13 protein-coding genes are annotated in these 17,946 nt (G+C 36.3%); 10 read left to right on the top strand and 3 right to left on the bottom strand.

From position 1 onward, the window contains the following. Positions 1 to 3,290 (bottom strand): hypothetical protein (locus H5157_RS15510; RefSeq protein ID WP_220496873.1); only part of this gene is annotated, 3,290 nt, incomplete at its 3' end. 182 nt (positions 3,291 to 3,472) lie between these two features. Between H5157_RS15510 and dndB the strand changes: the two genes are divergently transcribed. The 10 genes from dndB to H5157_RS15460 all read left to right on the top strand — a co-directional run bounded on the left by dndB (position 3,473) and on the right by H5157_RS15460 (position 14,909). Continuing rightward, a complete protein-coding gene (gene dndB, locus H5157_RS15505) occupies positions 3,473 to 4,558 on the top strand; it encodes a DNA sulfur modification protein DndB (RefSeq protein ID WP_182725028.1) in 1,086 nt (361 codons plus the stop codon). Beyond that, positions 4,551 to 6,134 (top strand): DNA phosphorothioation system sulfurtransferase DndC, encoded by a 1,584-nt coding sequence (gene dndC / locus H5157_RS15500; protein ID WP_182725027.1) that lies wholly within the window; start codon positions 4,551 to 4,553, stop codon positions 6,132 to 6,134. The genes dndB and dndC overlap by 8 nt, the downstream gene beginning before the upstream one ends. 3 nt (positions 6,135 to 6,137) lie before the next feature. Then, positions 6,138 to 8,093 (top strand): DNA sulfur modification protein DndD, encoded by a 1,956-nt coding sequence (gene dndD, locus H5157_RS15495; RefSeq protein WP_182725026.1) that lies wholly within the window; start codon positions 6,138 to 6,140, stop codon positions 8,091 to 8,093. Then, positions 8,090 to 8,437, top strand: coding sequence for a DNA sulfur modification protein DndE (gene dndE / locus H5157_RS15490; RefSeq protein WP_138585514.1), 348 nt, complete (start codon positions 8,090 to 8,092; stop codon positions 8,435 to 8,437). The genes dndD and dndE overlap by 4 nt, the downstream gene beginning before the upstream one ends. A gap of 505 nt (positions 8,438 to 8,942) precedes the next feature. Continuing rightward, complete coding sequence (locus H5157_RS15485) at positions 8,943 to 9,683, top strand: ABC transporter substrate-binding protein (protein ID WP_182720979.1); 741 nt, start codon at positions 8,943 to 8,945, stop codon at positions 9,681 to 9,683. Positions 9,684 to 9,696: 13 nt separating this feature from the next. Beyond that, positions 9,697 to 10,437 (top strand): ABC transporter substrate-binding protein, encoded by a 741-nt coding sequence (locus H5157_RS15480; protein ID WP_182725025.1) that lies wholly within the window; start codon positions 9,697 to 9,699, stop codon positions 10,435 to 10,437. A 291-nt stretch (positions 10,438 to 10,728) separates the two neighbouring features. Continuing rightward, the gene (locus H5157_RS15475; RefSeq protein ID WP_076914907.1) at positions 10,729 to 12,327 is read left to right on the top strand and encodes an ABC-F family ATPase; all 1,599 of its coding nucleotides are present in this window, start codon (positions 10,729 to 10,731) and stop codon (positions 12,325 to 12,327) included. 514 nt (positions 12,328 to 12,841) lie between these two features. Next, positions 12,842 to 13,585, top strand: a complete 744-nt coding sequence (locus H5157_RS15470) for a ferredoxin--NADP reductase (RefSeq protein ID WP_182725024.1) — start codon at positions 12,842 to 12,844, stop codon at positions 13,583 to 13,585. A gap of 250 nt (positions 13,586 to 13,835) precedes the next feature. Continuing rightward, complete coding sequence (locus H5157_RS15465) at positions 13,836 to 14,579, top strand: nuclear transport factor 2 family protein (RefSeq protein ID WP_182695270.1); 744 nt, start codon at positions 13,836 to 13,838, stop codon at positions 14,577 to 14,579. Positions 14,580 to 14,588: 9 nt separating this feature from the next. Further along, positions 14,589 to 14,909, top strand: coding sequence for a hypothetical protein (locus H5157_RS15460; protein WP_076924937.1), 321 nt, complete (start codon positions 14,589 to 14,591; stop codon positions 14,907 to 14,909). A gap of 419 nt (positions 14,910 to 15,328) precedes the next feature. On the opposite strand, the gene hemH is transcribed toward H5157_RS15460, so the two are convergent. Then, complete coding sequence (hemH, locus tag H5157_RS15455; RefSeq protein ID WP_024597461.1) at positions 15,329 to 16,348, bottom strand: ferrochelatase; 1,020 nt, start codon at positions 16,346 to 16,348, stop codon at positions 15,329 to 15,331. Between the two features lie 74 nt (positions 16,349 to 16,422). Further along, positions 16,423 to 17,751 (bottom strand): HD domain-containing phosphohydrolase, encoded by a 1,329-nt coding sequence (locus H5157_RS15450; RefSeq protein ID WP_182725023.1) that lies wholly within the window; start codon positions 17,749 to 17,751, stop codon positions 16,423 to 16,425. Positions 17,752 to 17,946 lie beyond the last annotated feature (195 nt).

The following is a 17,946-nucleotide window of genomic DNA, read 5'->3' as shown; positions in this document are numbered from 1 at the left end:
TCAGAAGTATCATCTGTTTCAAGGGTATCGTCTGTTTTAGGAATATTGTCTGGCTCAGAGATATCATCTGTTTTAAGGGGAGCAACTGCTTTTGAATCATTTTCTGATTTTAAATTCAGCTCTACACCAACGCTTTTATTTTTGTATTTATGTTTGTCGTTATCCGTTATCGGTATTGAATTAAATAGATCGTAAAGATTACTAAAATCAAGTTTTGTATCTTTAATAAATCCAGATACATTTAAATCAGCTAGATAATCATTAATCCTACTAATATAATCTGGGTAATACTTTTTAAGAAGGGCCTCATATTCATCAAGATTATCTGAAACACTCTTAATTTTATTTAACTCAATTAAATCTTTATCAAAAGTGTTGTTATCATCATCGTAAAAAAATTCGAGTTTTTCATCCTCACAAATAGTTAAATAATAACTACTATGTGCTCTTAACCAATCCCAATACTTTGGGTCACTACTTGATGAACTGGTTTTTAAAAGTAATCCAATTAACGGACAAGACAGAATGATACTAAATAATGTCGGGCTATCATTAACAACCATAGAACGATGGAAGTCGATCATCCTGTCGTATTTAGCTTTGGTTTTATTCGCTTCTTTTTCGTTAGGTTCATAGTTTGAAAATTCGGGTGAAATAAATTTCAAATAATTTTTATGAAATTCGATTTCAGATGAGCTTATAGCCCTTGAGGTTAGTTTAAAATTACCAGCTTTAAGTGCATCACTTACTAAGGCATGTTGTAGAAATGAAACAACCTGCATATGCAATAATTGACCTAATGCCGGCTCAGCTTTGTTAACATCTTCCAAATTATCCATTAGCTGCTCGAATACATTCACCAGCTGAGATCCTGATATATTTAGTTTGTGCCAGTTTTTCTTTACGACCTTTAACCACACATTTAAGCGAGAGAAGAATTTACCTTCATAATCTGGAATTTTCTGAGTTACTGAAACTTTTTCTGTGTCTGTTTCATCTTCATCACCTCGTGAGCGTTCCCCTTCCTTGAACCATGTAGGAAGTAAATATTTTTCCTGTGCGCATAGAGTTTTAATTGAATTCTCTAATTTATCAGAGTCCTCAAAATCTTTATTTAATAAATCAAAAATTGCTGACAGATAACTAATTGATGATACAAAATTAGTTTCGTGACCAACTCTATAACCTTTAGTGCTTATGCAAGCTAAGTTAATTAAATAGCCGAGATCGTATGTTTCCTCTACAGACTCGATAGTATTATAAATAATCCCAATAACTTCATTACTTAAGTCTGTATTTTCATCATAAACTTTTTTTATTTCTCTTAACCAGCCTTTCATTACCCCTGCATTATCAAAATCATCAAACTCATTAATAGCTCGATGATAATCAACTTTTAAAGTCTCTCTAATTTCTTTTTTCTGTTTGGAATCTTTTGCTTTATCAATAGCAATCATGGCTAAATCAATTTTTTCAAAGTTATAAAAACGTGCTAGGTTAAATTCAAAAACTAAACCAATTTTTTTATACCTAGGAACTAAATACAACCCCATGTCTCTAAGGTTCCCACCACTAACTAACTGAGCTAACAGTCCTTTTTTAGTACTCTCAAATATATTCGTATTTTTTTCGGAAATACCCACATAGTCTAGAATATCTATTTTTCTAAGAGTTTTAGTATCAGAAGGCTGTCTAAACAAAGCGATATGTTTTGGCATCGCAGTGTAGATCATTAACGAAAGTCCACTACTGGGGTTAAACTTGATATGTTTAGCTATAAGAGTAAAGAAAACGATCATTCTTGAATTGAGGATATCGTTATCCTGCACAAGGTTCATGCGATCGAACTCTTTCCAAACATTCTCTTCTATAGCCCATTTCCAAAAGGTTTCTGCCATTTTAACAAGTGAAAACTCGGAAGTAGTTAAGTCAGATAACTTCAAACTAGACCTGCTAAATGATAAACCAAAAATATTTATTATTGCCGATGTAAAGCTATCTAGAGCTGTAGAGGTAACATTCATGCTGCTCTTATTATCAGAATTCAGGCATTTTTTAACCTCAAAATGATCACTAATAGCCTTCAAAAATTGTAGAAGTGTCCTGATAGGTAAGCTTAAGATTCCTTTTCTAAATTTCTCTTGCTCTTTTTTATGACTTATTCCGTAGCATTGAAAAATATATTCATTCAGAAATTCATCCAATAAAATACTACTTTCTTTATTTTTAAATGATGGGATTAAAAGTATATTGGTAGAATAGTTGTCAACTCTTGAAGCTTTCTGATGCAATGTTAGCATGTTAACTCTATTTTCAGGCTTTAATACCTTCATCATGTATTGCTCTTCAAGCTCACTAGCTTTACGGATTACTTGATCATCTCCATAAGAGCCCAAGGAGTCATCACTATGGAAGTTTCGAGAGGGCCTATCAAAGTTTGTAACGTGCTCACCTAGAGACTTAAATTGCGCACCGCGGACTAAAGTTGAATAAAGCTCAATATCGCCTGATATTAAGATAATAAACTTTGAACTCGTTAAATATTTACGAATTGTTTCTAAGACTGGCCAACCTTTCTCAAATTTAGTATCGATATCGTCAAATGTAATAACAAAAGCTTTTTTATCAATAGCTGCTAACGCAGCATTTACAAATTTATTTAGATTTCTCTCTAAGTTTCTTCCCTCGGAAGCTTTTTCTAAGCCTTTCTCTAAGATGTATGTCTTATCTTCCCATTCGTCACCGTATGCAGAAGAACCAATTCCGTCAATCTGACATAAACCCCCAGCTAATTCTTTAAGTGTTTGTTCATAAGTTTGATAATCATTATCAGAGCAACTTTTAGAATATTTAGATACTGCATCTCTAATCTGTGATATTAAAATAATTAACACATGCTCTTTAGATGAAATAAGTGTGGGGTCAATAATTTTTAGAACCTCTAACCCTTGAGGTATTTCATTTTTTTGTTCTTCGGTTGCATTTACTATTTTATAGTTATATAGACATGTAAGAATATGCCTGAGGAAAGTCGACTTGCCACTGCCTCTAGGGCCACTAATAGTAATTGCATTATGATGGCGATCATAGAACAAGTCGTTATAATTATTATCAGTATAATTGTGCTGATTAGTAGCATTTTGTTGTTTGAGCTGATCTGCAATTTTTTTAAAAATCGCCTCTCTAGCCTCAGTTTGGAATACTTGGTTGTAATTTAAGTTGATAACATCAGTCGTCATTTCTAAATCTAATAAAATACTATTGTTTTTGACCATTATTTTCAAATCCATTTAATTTTTTTTCATTAAATCATAACTATAAATAATTCAAAGTCGAAAAAGGAACAAACATCAAAATAAAAAGTTAATGCAAACTGAACAAGAAAAAGCTTTGTTATTTTTAACAAACAAATGATTATAAGTTATCATTTAAAATGTTACACTTTGCTAAAAATAACAAACTAGAATTAATTATGTTTGAAAACAAATATTGCTATTCATTTCCAGCAGTAAGAGGGCAACAAGCAGGTCGCCCTTTTTACATTGCTACTTGCCCACTTAGAATTATTCCTAAAATATTTTTATTTGATGAAGAGGAAGTGCCTGCAGAACTACGGGCACAACGTACTTTAAATCGGACACGCCTCCCTGAAATGGTACGTTATTTAGTTGATAACCCTAAGGAGTATGTATTTTCGTCACTTACCGCATCAGTTGGTACGGAAGTACGGTTTATTCCTCATGATGGGGCTCATGATTTAGGTGTATTACAAGTACCTATGGATGCTGAAATATTGATTAATGATGGGCAACATCGCCGCGCAGCCATTGAAGAGGCATTAAAAGAAATGCCGGAGTTGGGGCAAGATAATATATCAGTACTTTTTTTTGTTGATGAGGGCTTAAAGCGCAGCCAACAAATGTTTGCTGACTTAAATAAATATGCAGTGAAGCCGAGCCCTTCTATTAGTGCTTTGTATGATTTTAGGGATTCGTCTGCGGGAGTAGCACGTTACCTAGCAACAGAAATAAAACCTTTTGTGGGCTTTACTGAGATGGAGCAATCGACTGTTTCTCCTAAAAGTGCCAAGTTATTCACATTAAGTAGTATTAAACAAGCAAGCCAAATCCTACTCAGCAAAACGGCAAAGTCACATTTTGAAGATGGCGATTTACAAGTAGCTGTTAGCTTTTGGCAAGCTTGTTTTGGCGTTATAGCAGAATGGCAACAAGTGCATAATAAAGAGCTTTCGCCTGCTAATTTTAGGCAAGAGTATATTCATGCTCATGGCATTGGTTTGCATGCGTTAGGCCGGATGGGTAAATCATTAATCGCACAGCACCCTAGAGATTGGCAACATGTTCTGCAAAAGTTAAACAAAATAGATTGGCGAAAGAGCAACCCGATATGGGACAATAGAGCATTGCACCACGGTAAACTATCTAAGGCTTCTAGTAATATCAAACTCACTGCGAATATTTTAAGGCAGGCTCTTGATTTACAACTCGAAGGTGATGATAAAAAACTAGAAGAAGAATTTGCTAAAAAACATGTTTGAATTTCAAAATTACGACGATATCCATGACTACATGGACTTTATTAACGACCAAATCTTTGCTGACCGTCCTTTAAAGGAGCAACTTGCAGAGATCCAATATTTATATATGCGTGAAAACCAGCCTTGGGTTGTTGCTTTTAGTGGTGGTAAAGATTCTACAGCTATATTAACGCTTGTATATTTAGCTCTACTTGGTTTGCGCCCTGAGCAACGAACTAATAAAGTTTACGTTGTGTTTTGCGACACTTTGGCAGAAGTACCTATTTATCTGCAAAAAGCGCTAAATGCTATAAACACACTACAACGCGCAGCGAGTATTACAGATTTACCAATAGAAACTCGCGTTATTACCCCTAAAGCCAGCGATACTTTTTGGTCTCGCTTACTTGGGCGTGGATATCCTGCGCCTAATTTAAAGCTAAATCGCTGGTGTACTGAAAAAATAAAGCTAAATCCATTTAAAGATTTTGCTAAAACTGAATTTAGTGCAGACCAAGCTCCTATTGTAGTTATTGGTTCTCGCTCTCAAGAAAGTAAAAACCGCGAAGATATATTAGAAAAATATCATTCTGGTAAAGAGTACTTTGATGAAACTGACCCGCATTACCGTAGGTATGCGCCAATAAAAGATTGGCAAGTTCAGGAAGTTTGGCATTTACTCGGGCAACAAATTGCTCCAGGACAATATGCAGAACTAGGTCCTTGGGAAACGCCTTGGGGTACATCTAATATTGCTTTAGTAGAGCTTTACGACAGTACAAATTCGACCAGTGGTGAATGTCCTTTGGTGGAAACGGCCTCGTCCCCAGGTTGCGGCAAATCTCGCTTTGGCTGTTGGAGCTGCACTGTAGTTACTAAAGATAAAGCAATTGATGGGCTTATCGCAAATGGTGAAACTTGGTTGCAACCTTTAGCTTCTTTTAGAAATTTTTTGCATTCTACTACTGAACCCAGTGTAAAAGGGTTGTATCGTCAAAACCGCAGACGCGACGGTAAAGTAAGTGTAAAGCACGGTATGCAAGAAGAAAAAGATATTGAGTTTATTCACGGGCCTTACTTTCTACACCTCAGAAAAGAGTGGTTAGAGCATCTATTAACGATGGAGAAGGAAATTAATGAGCAAGGCAGAGATGTTTCGTTAATTACGGAAGATGAGCTTCATGAAATACGCACTCAATGGCGAAATGATCCTTTAACTCCTGACTGGGCTGATGACTTACCTAAAATTTATAAGCGTGTATATCCTAACGGACCCGTTGAGTTTTTAGAGGATGACGGTAATACATTTACTAATGTTGAATCTGAAATGATTAACCATATGGCGAAAGTTCATCAAATTGATGCCGAATTAGTTAAAAAGTTAATTGATTTAGAGCTTAGTTTGTCGGGACTAGGCAAGCGCCAAGGTATATTTAATCGTTTAGATAAAATACTGCGTCAAGATTGGGGGAATGTAGATGCTGCAAAACAAAAACGTGAATCAGAAAAAACTCTACAGTACTCACTATTGCAAGATATAAATGAAATTCAAGCTGAGTTAGACGGAATTGACTCACTAATAAACAGTGATTTATAAACAATGATTATTACGAAGCTAAGTTTAAATAATTTTAGAGTGTTTGCAGGTAAGCATGAAATTAATTTAAGACCTGAAAAAAATAAACCGATCATACTTTTTGGTGGTTTAAATGGGGCAGGTAAAACAAGCATTTTAACTGCAATACGATTTGTTTTATTAGGTAGGCAAGCCTTTTCTGACTCACTTTCAAATCCTGCTTTTATAAATGAATTACAAAAACTTATTAATAATAGCGATGGTAAAACTGATAATAAGCGAGCATCTTTAGAGCTTGAATTTAATTATGTAAGACAAGGTATTTGCTACAACTATTGCGTGAAAAGACATTGGCAATACGGTTCCATTGACGAACTCGTTATTGTTGAAAATGATATTGAAAAATTTGAGCTTAATTACGAACAGGCTCAGGCTTTTTTACTTGAATTAATACCAGCAGGCATTGCCGACCTCGTTTTTTTTGATGGTGAAAAAATAGCCGAACTTGCCGAAGATAATTCCGGAGCAATTTTACAACATGCAGTAAAACGCTTACTTGGGTTAGATATAGTAACTCGTTTAAAAGAAGACTTAAGAATCTATCTGCGAAAAACAGGTATAGCGGCAAGTGAAGAAAAACTTAAAGAACAGTACCATGCATTAGAATCTGAAAAAGATGAGTTACTTGCGCAGGCTTTGCTAAAACGAAGTCAAGCTGATTTAGTATTCAATAGTATTACTGAACTGAACCGTAAAATAACGTCTGCAGAACAAGATCTGCTATCTGGTGGTGGAGCTTGGGCATCGAGTCGTGAAGCTACAATAAAATCTATAGATATAAACATTCAGAACAAGGCTGTACTTGAAAGCCGGTTACAACAAGAATTAGAAGGCGATTATGCTCTTAGTTTGGCTCAAAAAACACTGATGACCCTCCTTAATGAAATAGCTAAAACTCACGATGCGGCTAAGAAAGTTGCTTTTAAAAACCAGCTTAATTCATTTTTAGAACAGCATAACTCAAAACAATTTTTTGATTACAAAGATCAGCTTTTAAGCGCTGCTAGTGAATACAGTAAACCGGAAGATGATTTAATAACGTTTGATTTAAGTGAGCAACAAAGTGCATTGCTTCATGCACAAGTTACTCAACGTGCACTTAGTTCTTTAAAAAATGCCAATGCTTTAAAACTCGAGTTAGTGGGACTACAAAATATAATTGAAAACGCCTCAATTAATATAGCTAGAGCCCCAGAGCAAGAGCAGCTACAACAATCTTTTGATAAATTAAGACTTTTAGAAAAAGAAAAAAACACCTTTGTTAAAGATTATAAAAATATACTACTTGAAGCTAAAACACTCTTTAAAAGTGCGCAGGATTTAACAAGTAAATTAGTTAAACTTCAAAAAGAAATGAAAACGGCATTTGGCGAGGAAGACTCGGCTATTAGAGCTAGTCGAACTATTACATTATTAGATGAGTTTGCGACTGAACTGGCTAAATTAAAACTTATAGAAATTGAAACCAAGTTTATAAAATCTTATAAAGAACTCAATAGAAAAGAAGATCTTAAGATTAGTATTAGTATTGACCCTCAAAGTTATAATGTGATTTTGTTAGATAACTTTGGTAATAACATTGATAAAAATGGTCTTTCTGCAGGTGAGAAACAAATTTTCGCTATTGCAATGCTTGATGCATTAGCTGCAATTTCAGGTAAAAAACTTCCTGTAGTAATCGATACTCCTTTGGGTAGGTTGGATTCAAACCATCGAGATAAACTTGTTCAGCACTATTTTCCTAAAGCTTCTGAGCAGGTAATTATTCTTTCTACCGACACTGAAATAAATGAGCAATATATAAAGCAAATGAAAGATTCTATTTCTCGTAAATATGATATTAGTTTTGATCAAATTACAAAAACATCTTCTGTAACTACTGGTTATTTTTGGGATGAAGACAAGGTAGGTGCTGTATGATTTTGCCTAATAGAGGAATGAAATTAACTAAAGAAACTGATGAGTTTTTAAGGCGTTTAAAGGGGCGAACAAAGGTAACACCTAATATTTTAGCTAGAATGGCTTTTTTTATATCTGTTGAAAGCGGCAATCGCTATAACAATGAGCCAATTGAATTAGATGGAACCCTCTCTTTAGATAAAGTAACTTGGCTTGGGGATACTACATTGGCAACAGAAATGACTTTGCAAATGTTATATCCAGAACAAAATACTCAAGAAAATACAAAGGCGTGGGCTTACCACGTAATGCAAGGCTCTAAAAGCTTCAGGAACGCAAAGAGTATTGGAGATTTAGTTTTTTAATTTCCTAAAAAACACTTAGTTTTATATAACAAAGTTAAAGCCCTCTATCTCCCCGTAATCATATCCAAAAAATTAATGAGTAATTACATACAGAGATGTAAGTTAAGCTTTAACTACGCCAAGGATGGCGAATATGGGGAGCTTGCATTTGTAGCAATTTTAAACTTAATGAAACGGCGCCCTCTCAGGCTAGCTATGAACTTAAAATCAAAAAGGCAACTATTCTACACTCGCTATTCTTTGACTCTCCCCAACGAGACATAAGCTCACCTTTAACTAAAAGCTTTAGCTCTAAAATATCAACATACCAATAATATTACTGTTAAATTCACAGAGAAAATGCAATTTTTTAAATTAAGTGATCAGCAACTATAGCTCGATTACTTTATCCTCAAGCACATTTTTTACGAGCTATTTACATCTTTAAACAATCCCGCGCCGCTAAAATACAAAAGCTGGTTTATACTGTTGTAATAATAAGCAAAAATAATAACTATGAGGCGCAATGAATAAATTAATTACTGTATTTTTATGTTTGCTGTTTACGGCTCCATTTAATGTATTTGCTTGTGAAAGAACCTTTAGCGTAGCATCGCACGATGCTTTTTGGCCGCCTTATGTAATGGGCATTAACGGTAAGCTGCAAGGCTTGGAGGTTGATGCGCTTAACATTATATTTGCTGACTCCCCTTTTTGTTTTGAAGTTAAGTTACTGCCAAATTCTAAGCGGGCTTTTATTGAGCTTAAATACGGCCGTATTGATTTGGAGTGGGCTGCAAGTTATACAGATGAACGCGCTAAATATGTGCACTTTAGTGATAACTACCGAACTGAGGTTATGCGCTTATACGAAAACAAAAATAATCAGCATAGTGTTAAAAACCTCGAAGACATTTTTAAACAAGGCTTTATTGTTGGCGCTAACTTTGGAAGCTATTACGGTGAGGAGTTTGAGCAATATAAAACTAAATATAAAAAGCAGATTGAATACACCAGTGCAACCAGTAAACGCTTTGAAATGCTTAATAAACAACGTATTGATTTTGCTATTGAAGACGAGTTAGTGGGGGCTTATTTTGCCAAAAAAGGCTCAAATATCAAATTAGTAACCAATATTGAGCATGTAAATAAAGACGATATTTATTTAATGTTTAGCAAACAAACGGTGTCGGTTACTGAGCTTGCAGTAATTAATGAATATATAAACAAAAATAAAACAGCACTTAAAGCGTTGTTTGAACACTAATTTAAGGAGTGTAATGAAAACTTTATTTTTAACATTTACAACACTGCTATTTACTCAGTTTAACGCCCTTGCGTGTTCAAAAACATTGGTAATGGGCACTAACGAAACTAATTGGCCGCCTTACCTTGTTAAGCAAGGTGATACATTTTTAGGCGCAGAAGTGGATGCTGTAAACGCTATTTTTAAAGATTCAAAATTTTGTATTACATGGACTTATTTTCCGAGTTTTTCGCGTGTTCAAGCTGAGCTTAAAAATGGCCGAGTAGATATGACCTACGCGGCAAGTTACACAAAAAAACGCGCACAATATGCGCACTTTAGTTTGCCCTACCGCGAAGAAGTTATGCATCTTTATAAACATAAAGACTCGCCTGATGTAACCAGCTTAGCTGATCTTTTTAGTCAAGATTTTACAGCAGGTATTAACCGAGGAAGCTTTTTTGGTGATGAGCTTGAACAACTCAAAACCAAATATTCAAAACAGGTCGTGCTTACTGCTCAAGCAAATAATCGATTTAGCATGTTAGATAAAAAACGAATCGACTATGTTATTGAAGACTCCGTGGTTGCGCAGTACTTTGTAAAAAAACACTCCTCAATTTCGCAGGTAAAAACTATTACACCGATTAACGTTAACAATGTGCATTTTATGCTAAGCAAGGAGTCGCTAACACTTGATGACGTGACGACTGTTAATCAGTTAATTACCAAAAACGAGGCGGCGATAAAGTCAATTTACCAACCTATGCATTAAAACATAGCTAATAACTTAGCTATTTGGCGCCCCCTCTTTAATATTGCTTGGCATTAGTAATTATTTACATTGTGGCTGTAAGTACATTCAACACTACATACGTTAAAAATAGTGACCTAAAACCGAGAATTGCCGTTATTTTTACTTGGTTATAAATTAGCTGCCTTTTATCTTTCATTCGTTGTGGCTGATCTGTATAATTCGCCAGCTAATTTACCCTATTGTCTGGTTCTTGTTTGTGGCGTTTTGCTGCAGCGTACTCCTGTCAGTACTAATCTAGGATTACCTTTTTTGATCTCCACCGCAAATATTACGATGCAGTTTGGCGCAGAGCCGTTGTTTGAAAACATTTCAGCTAAATTTGGTAACGGTAACCGTTACGGTTTAATTGGCGCTAACGGCTGCGGCAAGTCGACTTTCATGAAAATTTTAAGCGGTGCGCTTGTTCCAAGTGCGGGTAATGTATCTATTACTCCAGGGTTAAAAGTAGGTAACCTAAGCCAAGACCAGTTTGCTTTTGAGCAATACAGCGTTGTAGACGCGGTAATTATGGGCGACGTGGAGCTTTGGAAAGTAAAGCAAGAACGCGAACGTATTTACTCGTTACCAGAAATGAGCGAAGAAGACGGTATGAAAGTTGCCGATCTTGAAAGTGTATTTGCTGAAATGGACGGTTACACAGCAGAAAGCCGCGCTGAAGAAATTTTGCTTGAAGCGGGTATCGATAAAGAATTTCATTACGGTTTAATGGCAAACGTTGCCCCAGGTTGGAAACTACGTGTGCTTTTAGCACAGGCGTTATTTGCAAACCCTGACATTTTGCTACTTGATGAGCCTACCAATAACTTGGATATTCATACAATTACGTGGCTTGCTAACGAGCTTAACAAACGTAAATGTACGATGATTATTATTTCGCATGACCGTCACTTTTTAAACTCGGTATGTACGCACATGGCCGATATTGATTACGGTGAGCTGCGTATTTACCCTGGTAACTATGAGAAATTTTTAGAAGCTGCGGGCTTACAACGCGAGCAACTTTTAGCTGAAAATGCTAAAAAGAGCGCTGAAATTGACGAGCTACAAGACTTTGTTAACCGTTTTGGTGCTAACGCTTCAAAAGCTAAGCAAGCAAGTTCGCGCGCTAAAAAAATGGATAAAATTAAGCTTGATGAAGTTAAATCTTCAAGCCGTATGAGCCCATCGCTTTCGTTTGACGAAGGTAAAAAAATGTATCGTCAGGCGCTTGAAGTTAATAAGCTTGGCCATGGTTTTGATGGCGAAACGTTATTTAGCGGCGGCGACTTTTTACTTGAAGCTGGCGCTAAGCTTGCTGTAATTGGCGAAAATGGTGTGGGTAAAACTACATTTTTACGCTGTTTAGTAGACGAGCTTAAAAGTAATGAAGGCGAAATTAAATGGTCTGAAAATGCGAGCTTTGGTTATTGCCCGCAAGACAGCACTAAAGATTTTGATAACGATTTAACGTTGTTTGATTGGATGTCGCAATGGCGTACAGCTAAGCACAACGATTTAATGGTTCGTGGCATGTTAGGCCGTTTGTTGTTTACAGCAGACGATTCAAACAAAAAAGCGCGTAACTGTTCTGGTGGTGAAAAAAACCGCCTGTTATTTGGTAAGTTAATGATGCAAGACGTTAACGTGCTTGTTATGGACGAACCAACTAACCACATGGATATGGAAGCCATTGAAGCGCTTAATAACGCGTTAAAAGATTTCCAAGGTACGCTTATTTTTGTAAGCCATGACCGTGAGTTTGTTTCGTCATTAGCTACACGTATCATTGATATTAAAGATAAAAAAGTAATCGACTTCCAAGGTACGTTTGACGAATACCTAGCAAGTTGTGAAGAGAAAAAAGCGTAAACTCTTTCTGATTGCTTATAAAAACGGTGCTAAATTTAGCGCCGTTTTTTTATGTGTGGAATTTGAGTTTAACTATAAAATTAATTAATAAAGGCTTAAATAAATAATTCACTAAGAGGTTAAGAGACGCTACGCTTTTAGAGTCAGTGATAAAATACTCGTTTTCTTGCTTGGCTCTTCTCATTTACTCCTCTTTGGCTTCTCCTAGTGCAATAGTTTTTCAAGTAAATAGTTCACTAATGGTGATATAAGACGCAGCGCTTTTAAAGTAAGTGATAAAATAAAAAACACTGTTTTTTTGACTTTATTTTTCTTAGTTACTGCAGCATCGCTTTCTCTTATGCAATTAATGACTCTTATCGCAGAGCTAATTATTCACATTATTATATTGGTAATTACTGCACACATCACTGCTTTAAATCTAGTCATATTCTCCTGTAAGTCTTTGTCACTTAATGCTAATGTTGATGGAGTGAATTATTTAAAACTTTAATAGCTAAACCAAGAGGTAACTATGTCTAATTGGGTTGAAGCAACAGTAAAAAATGTCACGTGGTGGAGCGAAACACTCTTTAGCTTAACCGTTAATGCAAACGTAGAGCCGTTTAAAGCTGGCCAATTTACAAAGCTTTCAATAATGGATGGCGACAAACGTATTGCTCGGGCTTATTCATATGTGAATGCCCCTGAAAACCCCGATCTCGAATTTTATCTTATTAACGTAATTGACGGTTTGCTCTCTCCTCGTTTAGCTACCTTACAACCTGGCGACACAGTATTAATAGAACAACACGCAACCGGCTTTTTTACCCTTGATGAAATACCACAAAGTGATCAGCTTTGGATGTTAGGGACTGGCACTGCCATAGGGCCTTTTTTATCGATATTACAACAGCCCGATGTATGGAAAAAATACAAAAATATAAATTTAGTGCATGGCGTACGTTTTAATAACGACTTAAGCTATCAGGCACTTATTAACGAGCTATCAAGAGTGTACCCAGCACAACTTAACTATATTCCGGTTGTAAGTAGAGAGGAGCCATTACAAGGCTTAAGTGGGCGAATTACTAACGCAATTGAGAGCAACCGCTTGTTTGAACATGTAAAGTTAAACCCAAAGCCCAGTAATGCACAATTTATGATTTGCGGAAATCCACAAATGGTAAAAGACACAACCGCGCTACTTCTCGATAAAAACTTTACGCGTAACCGCCGTAAAAACCCCGGCAATATTACGGTAGAGCAGTACTGGTAGGCTTCAGTGGTGGTATTAACTACCCGATAACGTTAAAATTTGCTATGTTGCACCCTTATACTAATTTTATCAAAAATATGATCATTCTATCGCATTAAATAACTCACTAACTGCGTTAAAAGTTATTCATATAGAACATCTATATGTCACAATTTTCGCGTTGTTATTGCGCTATTTTTTAACGCTATAATAGATCGCCTATTTAATGTAATTGGTATTACACGTATTTAGTGTTCATTTTAGGAAAGTTATGAAACCGTTATCTATTATTTTAGCCTCATTAGTCACTACCGTTGCGCTAATTACTTATGCCGCAGAGCAAAGCGAGTCTGAGCAAAAAGAGCCGCAAGTTGAAGCTCAAACAAGCGTTGAAAAGCCAAAAGTTGAAAATGAGCAATCAGTAACTCAAACCAACACTGACGACAAAGTAAATACGCTTGAATACAAAGCGCCAGAGCTTAAAAAGCCAACAATTGATGCGACTAAACCAGACGATTCAAAAGTATTAGGTAACGAGCAAATTAAACCTGCTGAAAAGCCTAAAAATAAAATAGAAAAAGCAGTGGCTGTAGCCGAAGCTGAAAAAGCAGTAACGCAAGCAAAAGAAGCACTTACAGTTAAGCAGCAAACTAAAGCTAAACAATCGCGCGAATCACTTGCTGTGGTAGAGCAGCTAGTTAAAGCATATAACGCACGTAACATTGAAGAGTTTCTTCGTGTATATGCCGAAGATGTTGAGTTTTATATTTTCCCTAATGAGCTATTATTTAAAGGTAAAGAAAAACTAATAGAACGTTATGGGCTAATGTTTAAAAAGTTAAAGTGTATTCACTCATCACCAATTAAGCGCATAGTGCACGGTGATATAGTGATTGATCACGAACTTTCAGAAACTTGTTCAACTGACGAAAACGTAGTTGATAAACGCTCAGAACTTATTTCGAGCTACCAAATTAAAGATGGGAAAATAGTACGCGTACTGTTTTTTAGATAAAGGCTTTAAATGCAAATAAATGACGACAAAAAAATTCGCTTAATGTATCGCATTGAGCCAGGTTGCCTTGGACCTAAGGGTGCTGAGCATGTTGAAGATTTTTGTCGTTTTGCAAACAAGCATATTAAATCCCCCTTTTATGGCCAATTTGTATTTTTACCACGTTACGATAAAACCATAGACGAGCGACAATACAGCGTTAACAGCCGTAATTTATCACTTGCTCAGGCTCGGGCTTACTTAAAGCACTTTGATATTAATATTGAAGAATTTGAAGAACAACTCGACGAGCTCCTCACAAAAGCGATTGATTTATACTTTAAGCGATAGTGTTTAATTGCTGTAGCTTAGGTATTGCCTCCCCTCAAACGTACATTTTTATTTATTTTAATTATTATTAAAAATATAAGTAATTTCTTTCACAAAGATAAGGTAATCAGTAATAACTGAGAAAAACCAGATCAGCCAATATGTATCACTACTCTAAAAGCGCAGCGCCTCTTAACCTCTTTGTGAATAATTAGCTCTTTAAAAGCTTTTATTTGCACAATGAGAAGTAAAAGGGGAAGCCAAAAACCCCGAAACAAAAACAGTATTGTTATGTTTTATCACTCACTCTAAAAGCGCAGCGCCTCTTAACCTCTTTGTGAATTAATTAACTAAATATTTTAAAAGCATTAAAAACAAAAAAGCGGTGTTAATTTTAACACCGCTTAATGCGTAATATATTTAGCTTTAGTAAGCTTTGGTTACAACATAGGTTTTATAACATCAAACACAGCTTCTATATGGTCGTCTCTGTCGTTTAGTGCCGCTATGTAACGGTATTTTTCGCCGCCTGCGTTTTCGAATATTTCACGGTTTTCACCTTCTAGCTCTTCAAGTGTTTCTAGGCAGTCGGCGCTAAAAGCAGGACTTATAATAGCTACATCGGTAATACCTTCATCAGGTAAGGCTGCAAGAGTTGCGTCGGTATAAGGCTTTAACCACTCTGCTTTACCAAATCGACTTTGAAAAGTACTAATTACTTTGTCTTTATCAAGGCCTAGTTTTTCGACAACTAAACGCGTGGTTTGTAAACATAGGCAATGGTACGGATCGCCGCGATCTAAAAACAATTTAGGCATACCGTGATACGAAAAAACAATTTTTTGTGGCATACCATTCGCTTCTAAATCCTCACTAATACTATTAGCAAGCGACTCAATGTAACGGGTGTTTTTATGATAGCCATTTATAAAATGAAGCTCTGGCACCCAGCGCCATTTACGCAGTACGCTCGATACAGCATCAAACGTAGAACCCGTAGTTGGGCTAGAATATTGCGGGTACATTGGTAAAATAATTATACGCGTTAAGCCTTTATCACGAAGCTCTTCAAGGCCTGCCTCTATTGAAGGGTTGCCATAACGCATTGCCATTACTACTTCAGTATTGGTATAACCTTGCTCTTTTAATAAAGTATTTAACTTTACACTTTGCTGGCGAGTAATGTGGGTAAGTGGTGAGCCGTTTTCGGTCCATATACTCTCGTATAATTTAGCCGAACGCTTAGGGCGCACACGCAAAATAATGCCATGTAAAATTATCATCCATACCAAGCGTGGTATTTCTACAATGCGTGGATCTGATAAAAATTCGCGTAAATATGTACGAAGCGCAGCCGCTGTTGGTGCATCAGGGCTGCCTAGGTTAGTTAGCAGTATTCCCGTTTTTTGGTTAAAACGCCCATCATGGGGGTTGTCAGTAACCGCAGAAAATCGCGACACAGAGTGCTCCTTCAAGCAAATTCAATAATCTATTTTATACACATTGTAACGAAAAAAACTGCGGTTTAGATCAATCATTTAGCAGTTTTCACCATTATTCTGAACGGAGTTGGTTTTTTCGATTCTAGCTGTTGGAGTTTTTCTATCGATTTACTGCCAAATACATGACCCTTAGGCAGCAACATTATGCCCGTATGGCTGTGTAGAGCATGGCCCAGTACCATTTGCTCTTTGAGTTCATGGGCGTTACAAATTAGCACTGATCCTGCTGAACTTTTTTGTTCATGTAGTTTTGCATGGCTTGCTTCAAGTGCACGTACAATTTTAGGATGGTAAAACGATCCACTATAAAGTTTTACACTTTCGAGTGCGTCATCGTGGCGCTGCTTTTCATCACTTGCATTGCTCTGCTCAAACGCGTCCCAATAGTCGCGCGCTAAACCTAGCACCATAGCGCCTATTGGTATGTCGTTTCCGGCAAGGCCTTTGGGCATTCCGTTTCCGTTAAAGCGCTCAAACTGATAATAAATAGCATCCGACAAGTCATGTAAATGTATTGCTGGCATTAACATTAATTGTGCAGTACTTGGATGAGTATAAAAGGTTTTGCGTTGTTGCTCGTTTAAGCGGTTAACTGGTTTTTTATAAAGATCAGGATCCATAGCAAGCAAGCCTATTTGCGCCAAGTAACCAGCCATAGGGGCAAGATCAATGCTTTTTTGCGACAAGTTTAAATAAAGTGCTATTTGTGTACAGGTATTAGCAATATTTTGTGCTTTGTTACCATCTAGGTAAGGGTTTGCGTTAACAAAATTATATAGCAGCTCTACGGTCGATTTATGCTCTTGTTTTTCGCGCTCGTTGGCGTCTTCAAGCTTTTTTAAAACCTGTTTGATTTGTAAGGTGCGTTTTTCTACTCGTTGTTCAAGCGAGTTATTAAGCTCTAGCAACTCTTGGTTTTGCGCTTTAACTTGTGCCTCTAATTTTTGATTTTGTTTTTTTAGTGCAAATTTTTCTAGGCTATCTCTAATGCTACGAAGTAATAAATCGTTTTGCCAAGGCTTTTGAATATAACCATTTATTTGGCCTTGGTTAACAGCCGCTAAGGTGGTTTGTATGTCGGCGTAGCCGGTTAATAAAATGCGTTGGGTGTCGGGTGCCAGCGCACGCGCTTTTTCTAAAAACTCGGCACCGTTCATTACCGGCATACGCATATCGCTAATAATTAAACCAAACTCATGATTTTTAAAAAGCGTTAGTGCACTTTGCGGGTTATCGCAAACAATAACCGACAGGCCATTTACTTCAAGTAGTCTTGTTAACGTGCGTAGTACTATTTCATCATCATCAATGCAAAGTACATCAACCTGATTTATTGGTGTGCTTGGTGTTACTTGAGTCATTGAGTCGCCTTTAAATTACTTCTGGTTAAATAATAGCTTAAAAAAATACTCTATGGTGTGTTTGTGCCTACCTTTTATATTAAGTGGTATTTACATAATGGAGTTATTAGCAATAAGTAGATAATTACTTATGCATAATATTAGGCCTTGGCTGCACTAAAGTTGCAAATTTGCATACAGACGACTAAACGTTAA

The organism is Pseudoalteromonas sp. SG43-3 (assembly GCF_014164385.1).
GTDB lineage: Bacteria > Pseudomonadota > Gammaproteobacteria > Enterobacterales > Alteromonadaceae > Pseudoalteromonas > Pseudoalteromonas distincta.
Note: the sequence above shows the minus strand (reverse complement) of the source record. Positions and strands in the feature narration are given on the sequence as shown.

What these genes read in the sequence shown, in the direction of transcription:
- H5157_RS15485 (WP_182720979.1), top strand. Translation starts at nt 8,943, where the DNA reads ATGAATAAATTAATTACTGTATTTTTATGTTTGCTGTTTACGGCTCCA.
- H5157_RS15465 (WP_182695270.1), top strand. Translation starts at nt 13,836, where the DNA reads ATGAAACCGTTATCTATTATTTTAGCCTCATTAGTCACTACCGTTGCG.
- H5157_RS15480 (WP_182725025.1), top strand. Translation starts at nt 9,697, where the DNA reads ATGAAAACTTTATTTTTAACATTTACAACACTGCTATTTACTCAGTTT.
- dndB (WP_182725028.1), top strand. Translation starts at nt 3,473, where the DNA reads ATGTTTGAAAACAAATATTGCTATTCATTTCCAGCAGTAAGAGGGCAA.
- H5157_RS15450 (WP_182725023.1), bottom strand. Translation starts at nt 17,751, where the DNA reads ATGACTCAAGTAACACCAAGCACACCAATAAATCAGGTTGATGTACTT.
- dndC (WP_182725027.1), top strand. Translation starts at nt 4,551, where the DNA reads ATGTTTGAATTTCAAAATTACGACGATATCCATGACTACATGGACTTT.
- H5157_RS15470 (WP_182725024.1), top strand. Translation starts at nt 12,842, where the DNA reads ATGTCTAATTGGGTTGAAGCAACAGTAAAAAATGTCACGTGGTGGAGC.
- dndE (WP_138585514.1), top strand. Translation starts at nt 8,090, where the DNA reads ATGATTTTGCCTAATAGAGGAATGAAATTAACTAAAGAAACTGATGAG.
- dndD (WP_182725026.1), top strand. Translation starts at nt 6,138, where the DNA reads ATGATTATTACGAAGCTAAGTTTAAATAATTTTAGAGTGTTTGCAGGT.
- H5157_RS15460 (WP_076924937.1), top strand. Translation starts at nt 14,589, where the DNA reads ATGCAAATAAATGACGACAAAAAAATTCGCTTAATGTATCGCATTGAG.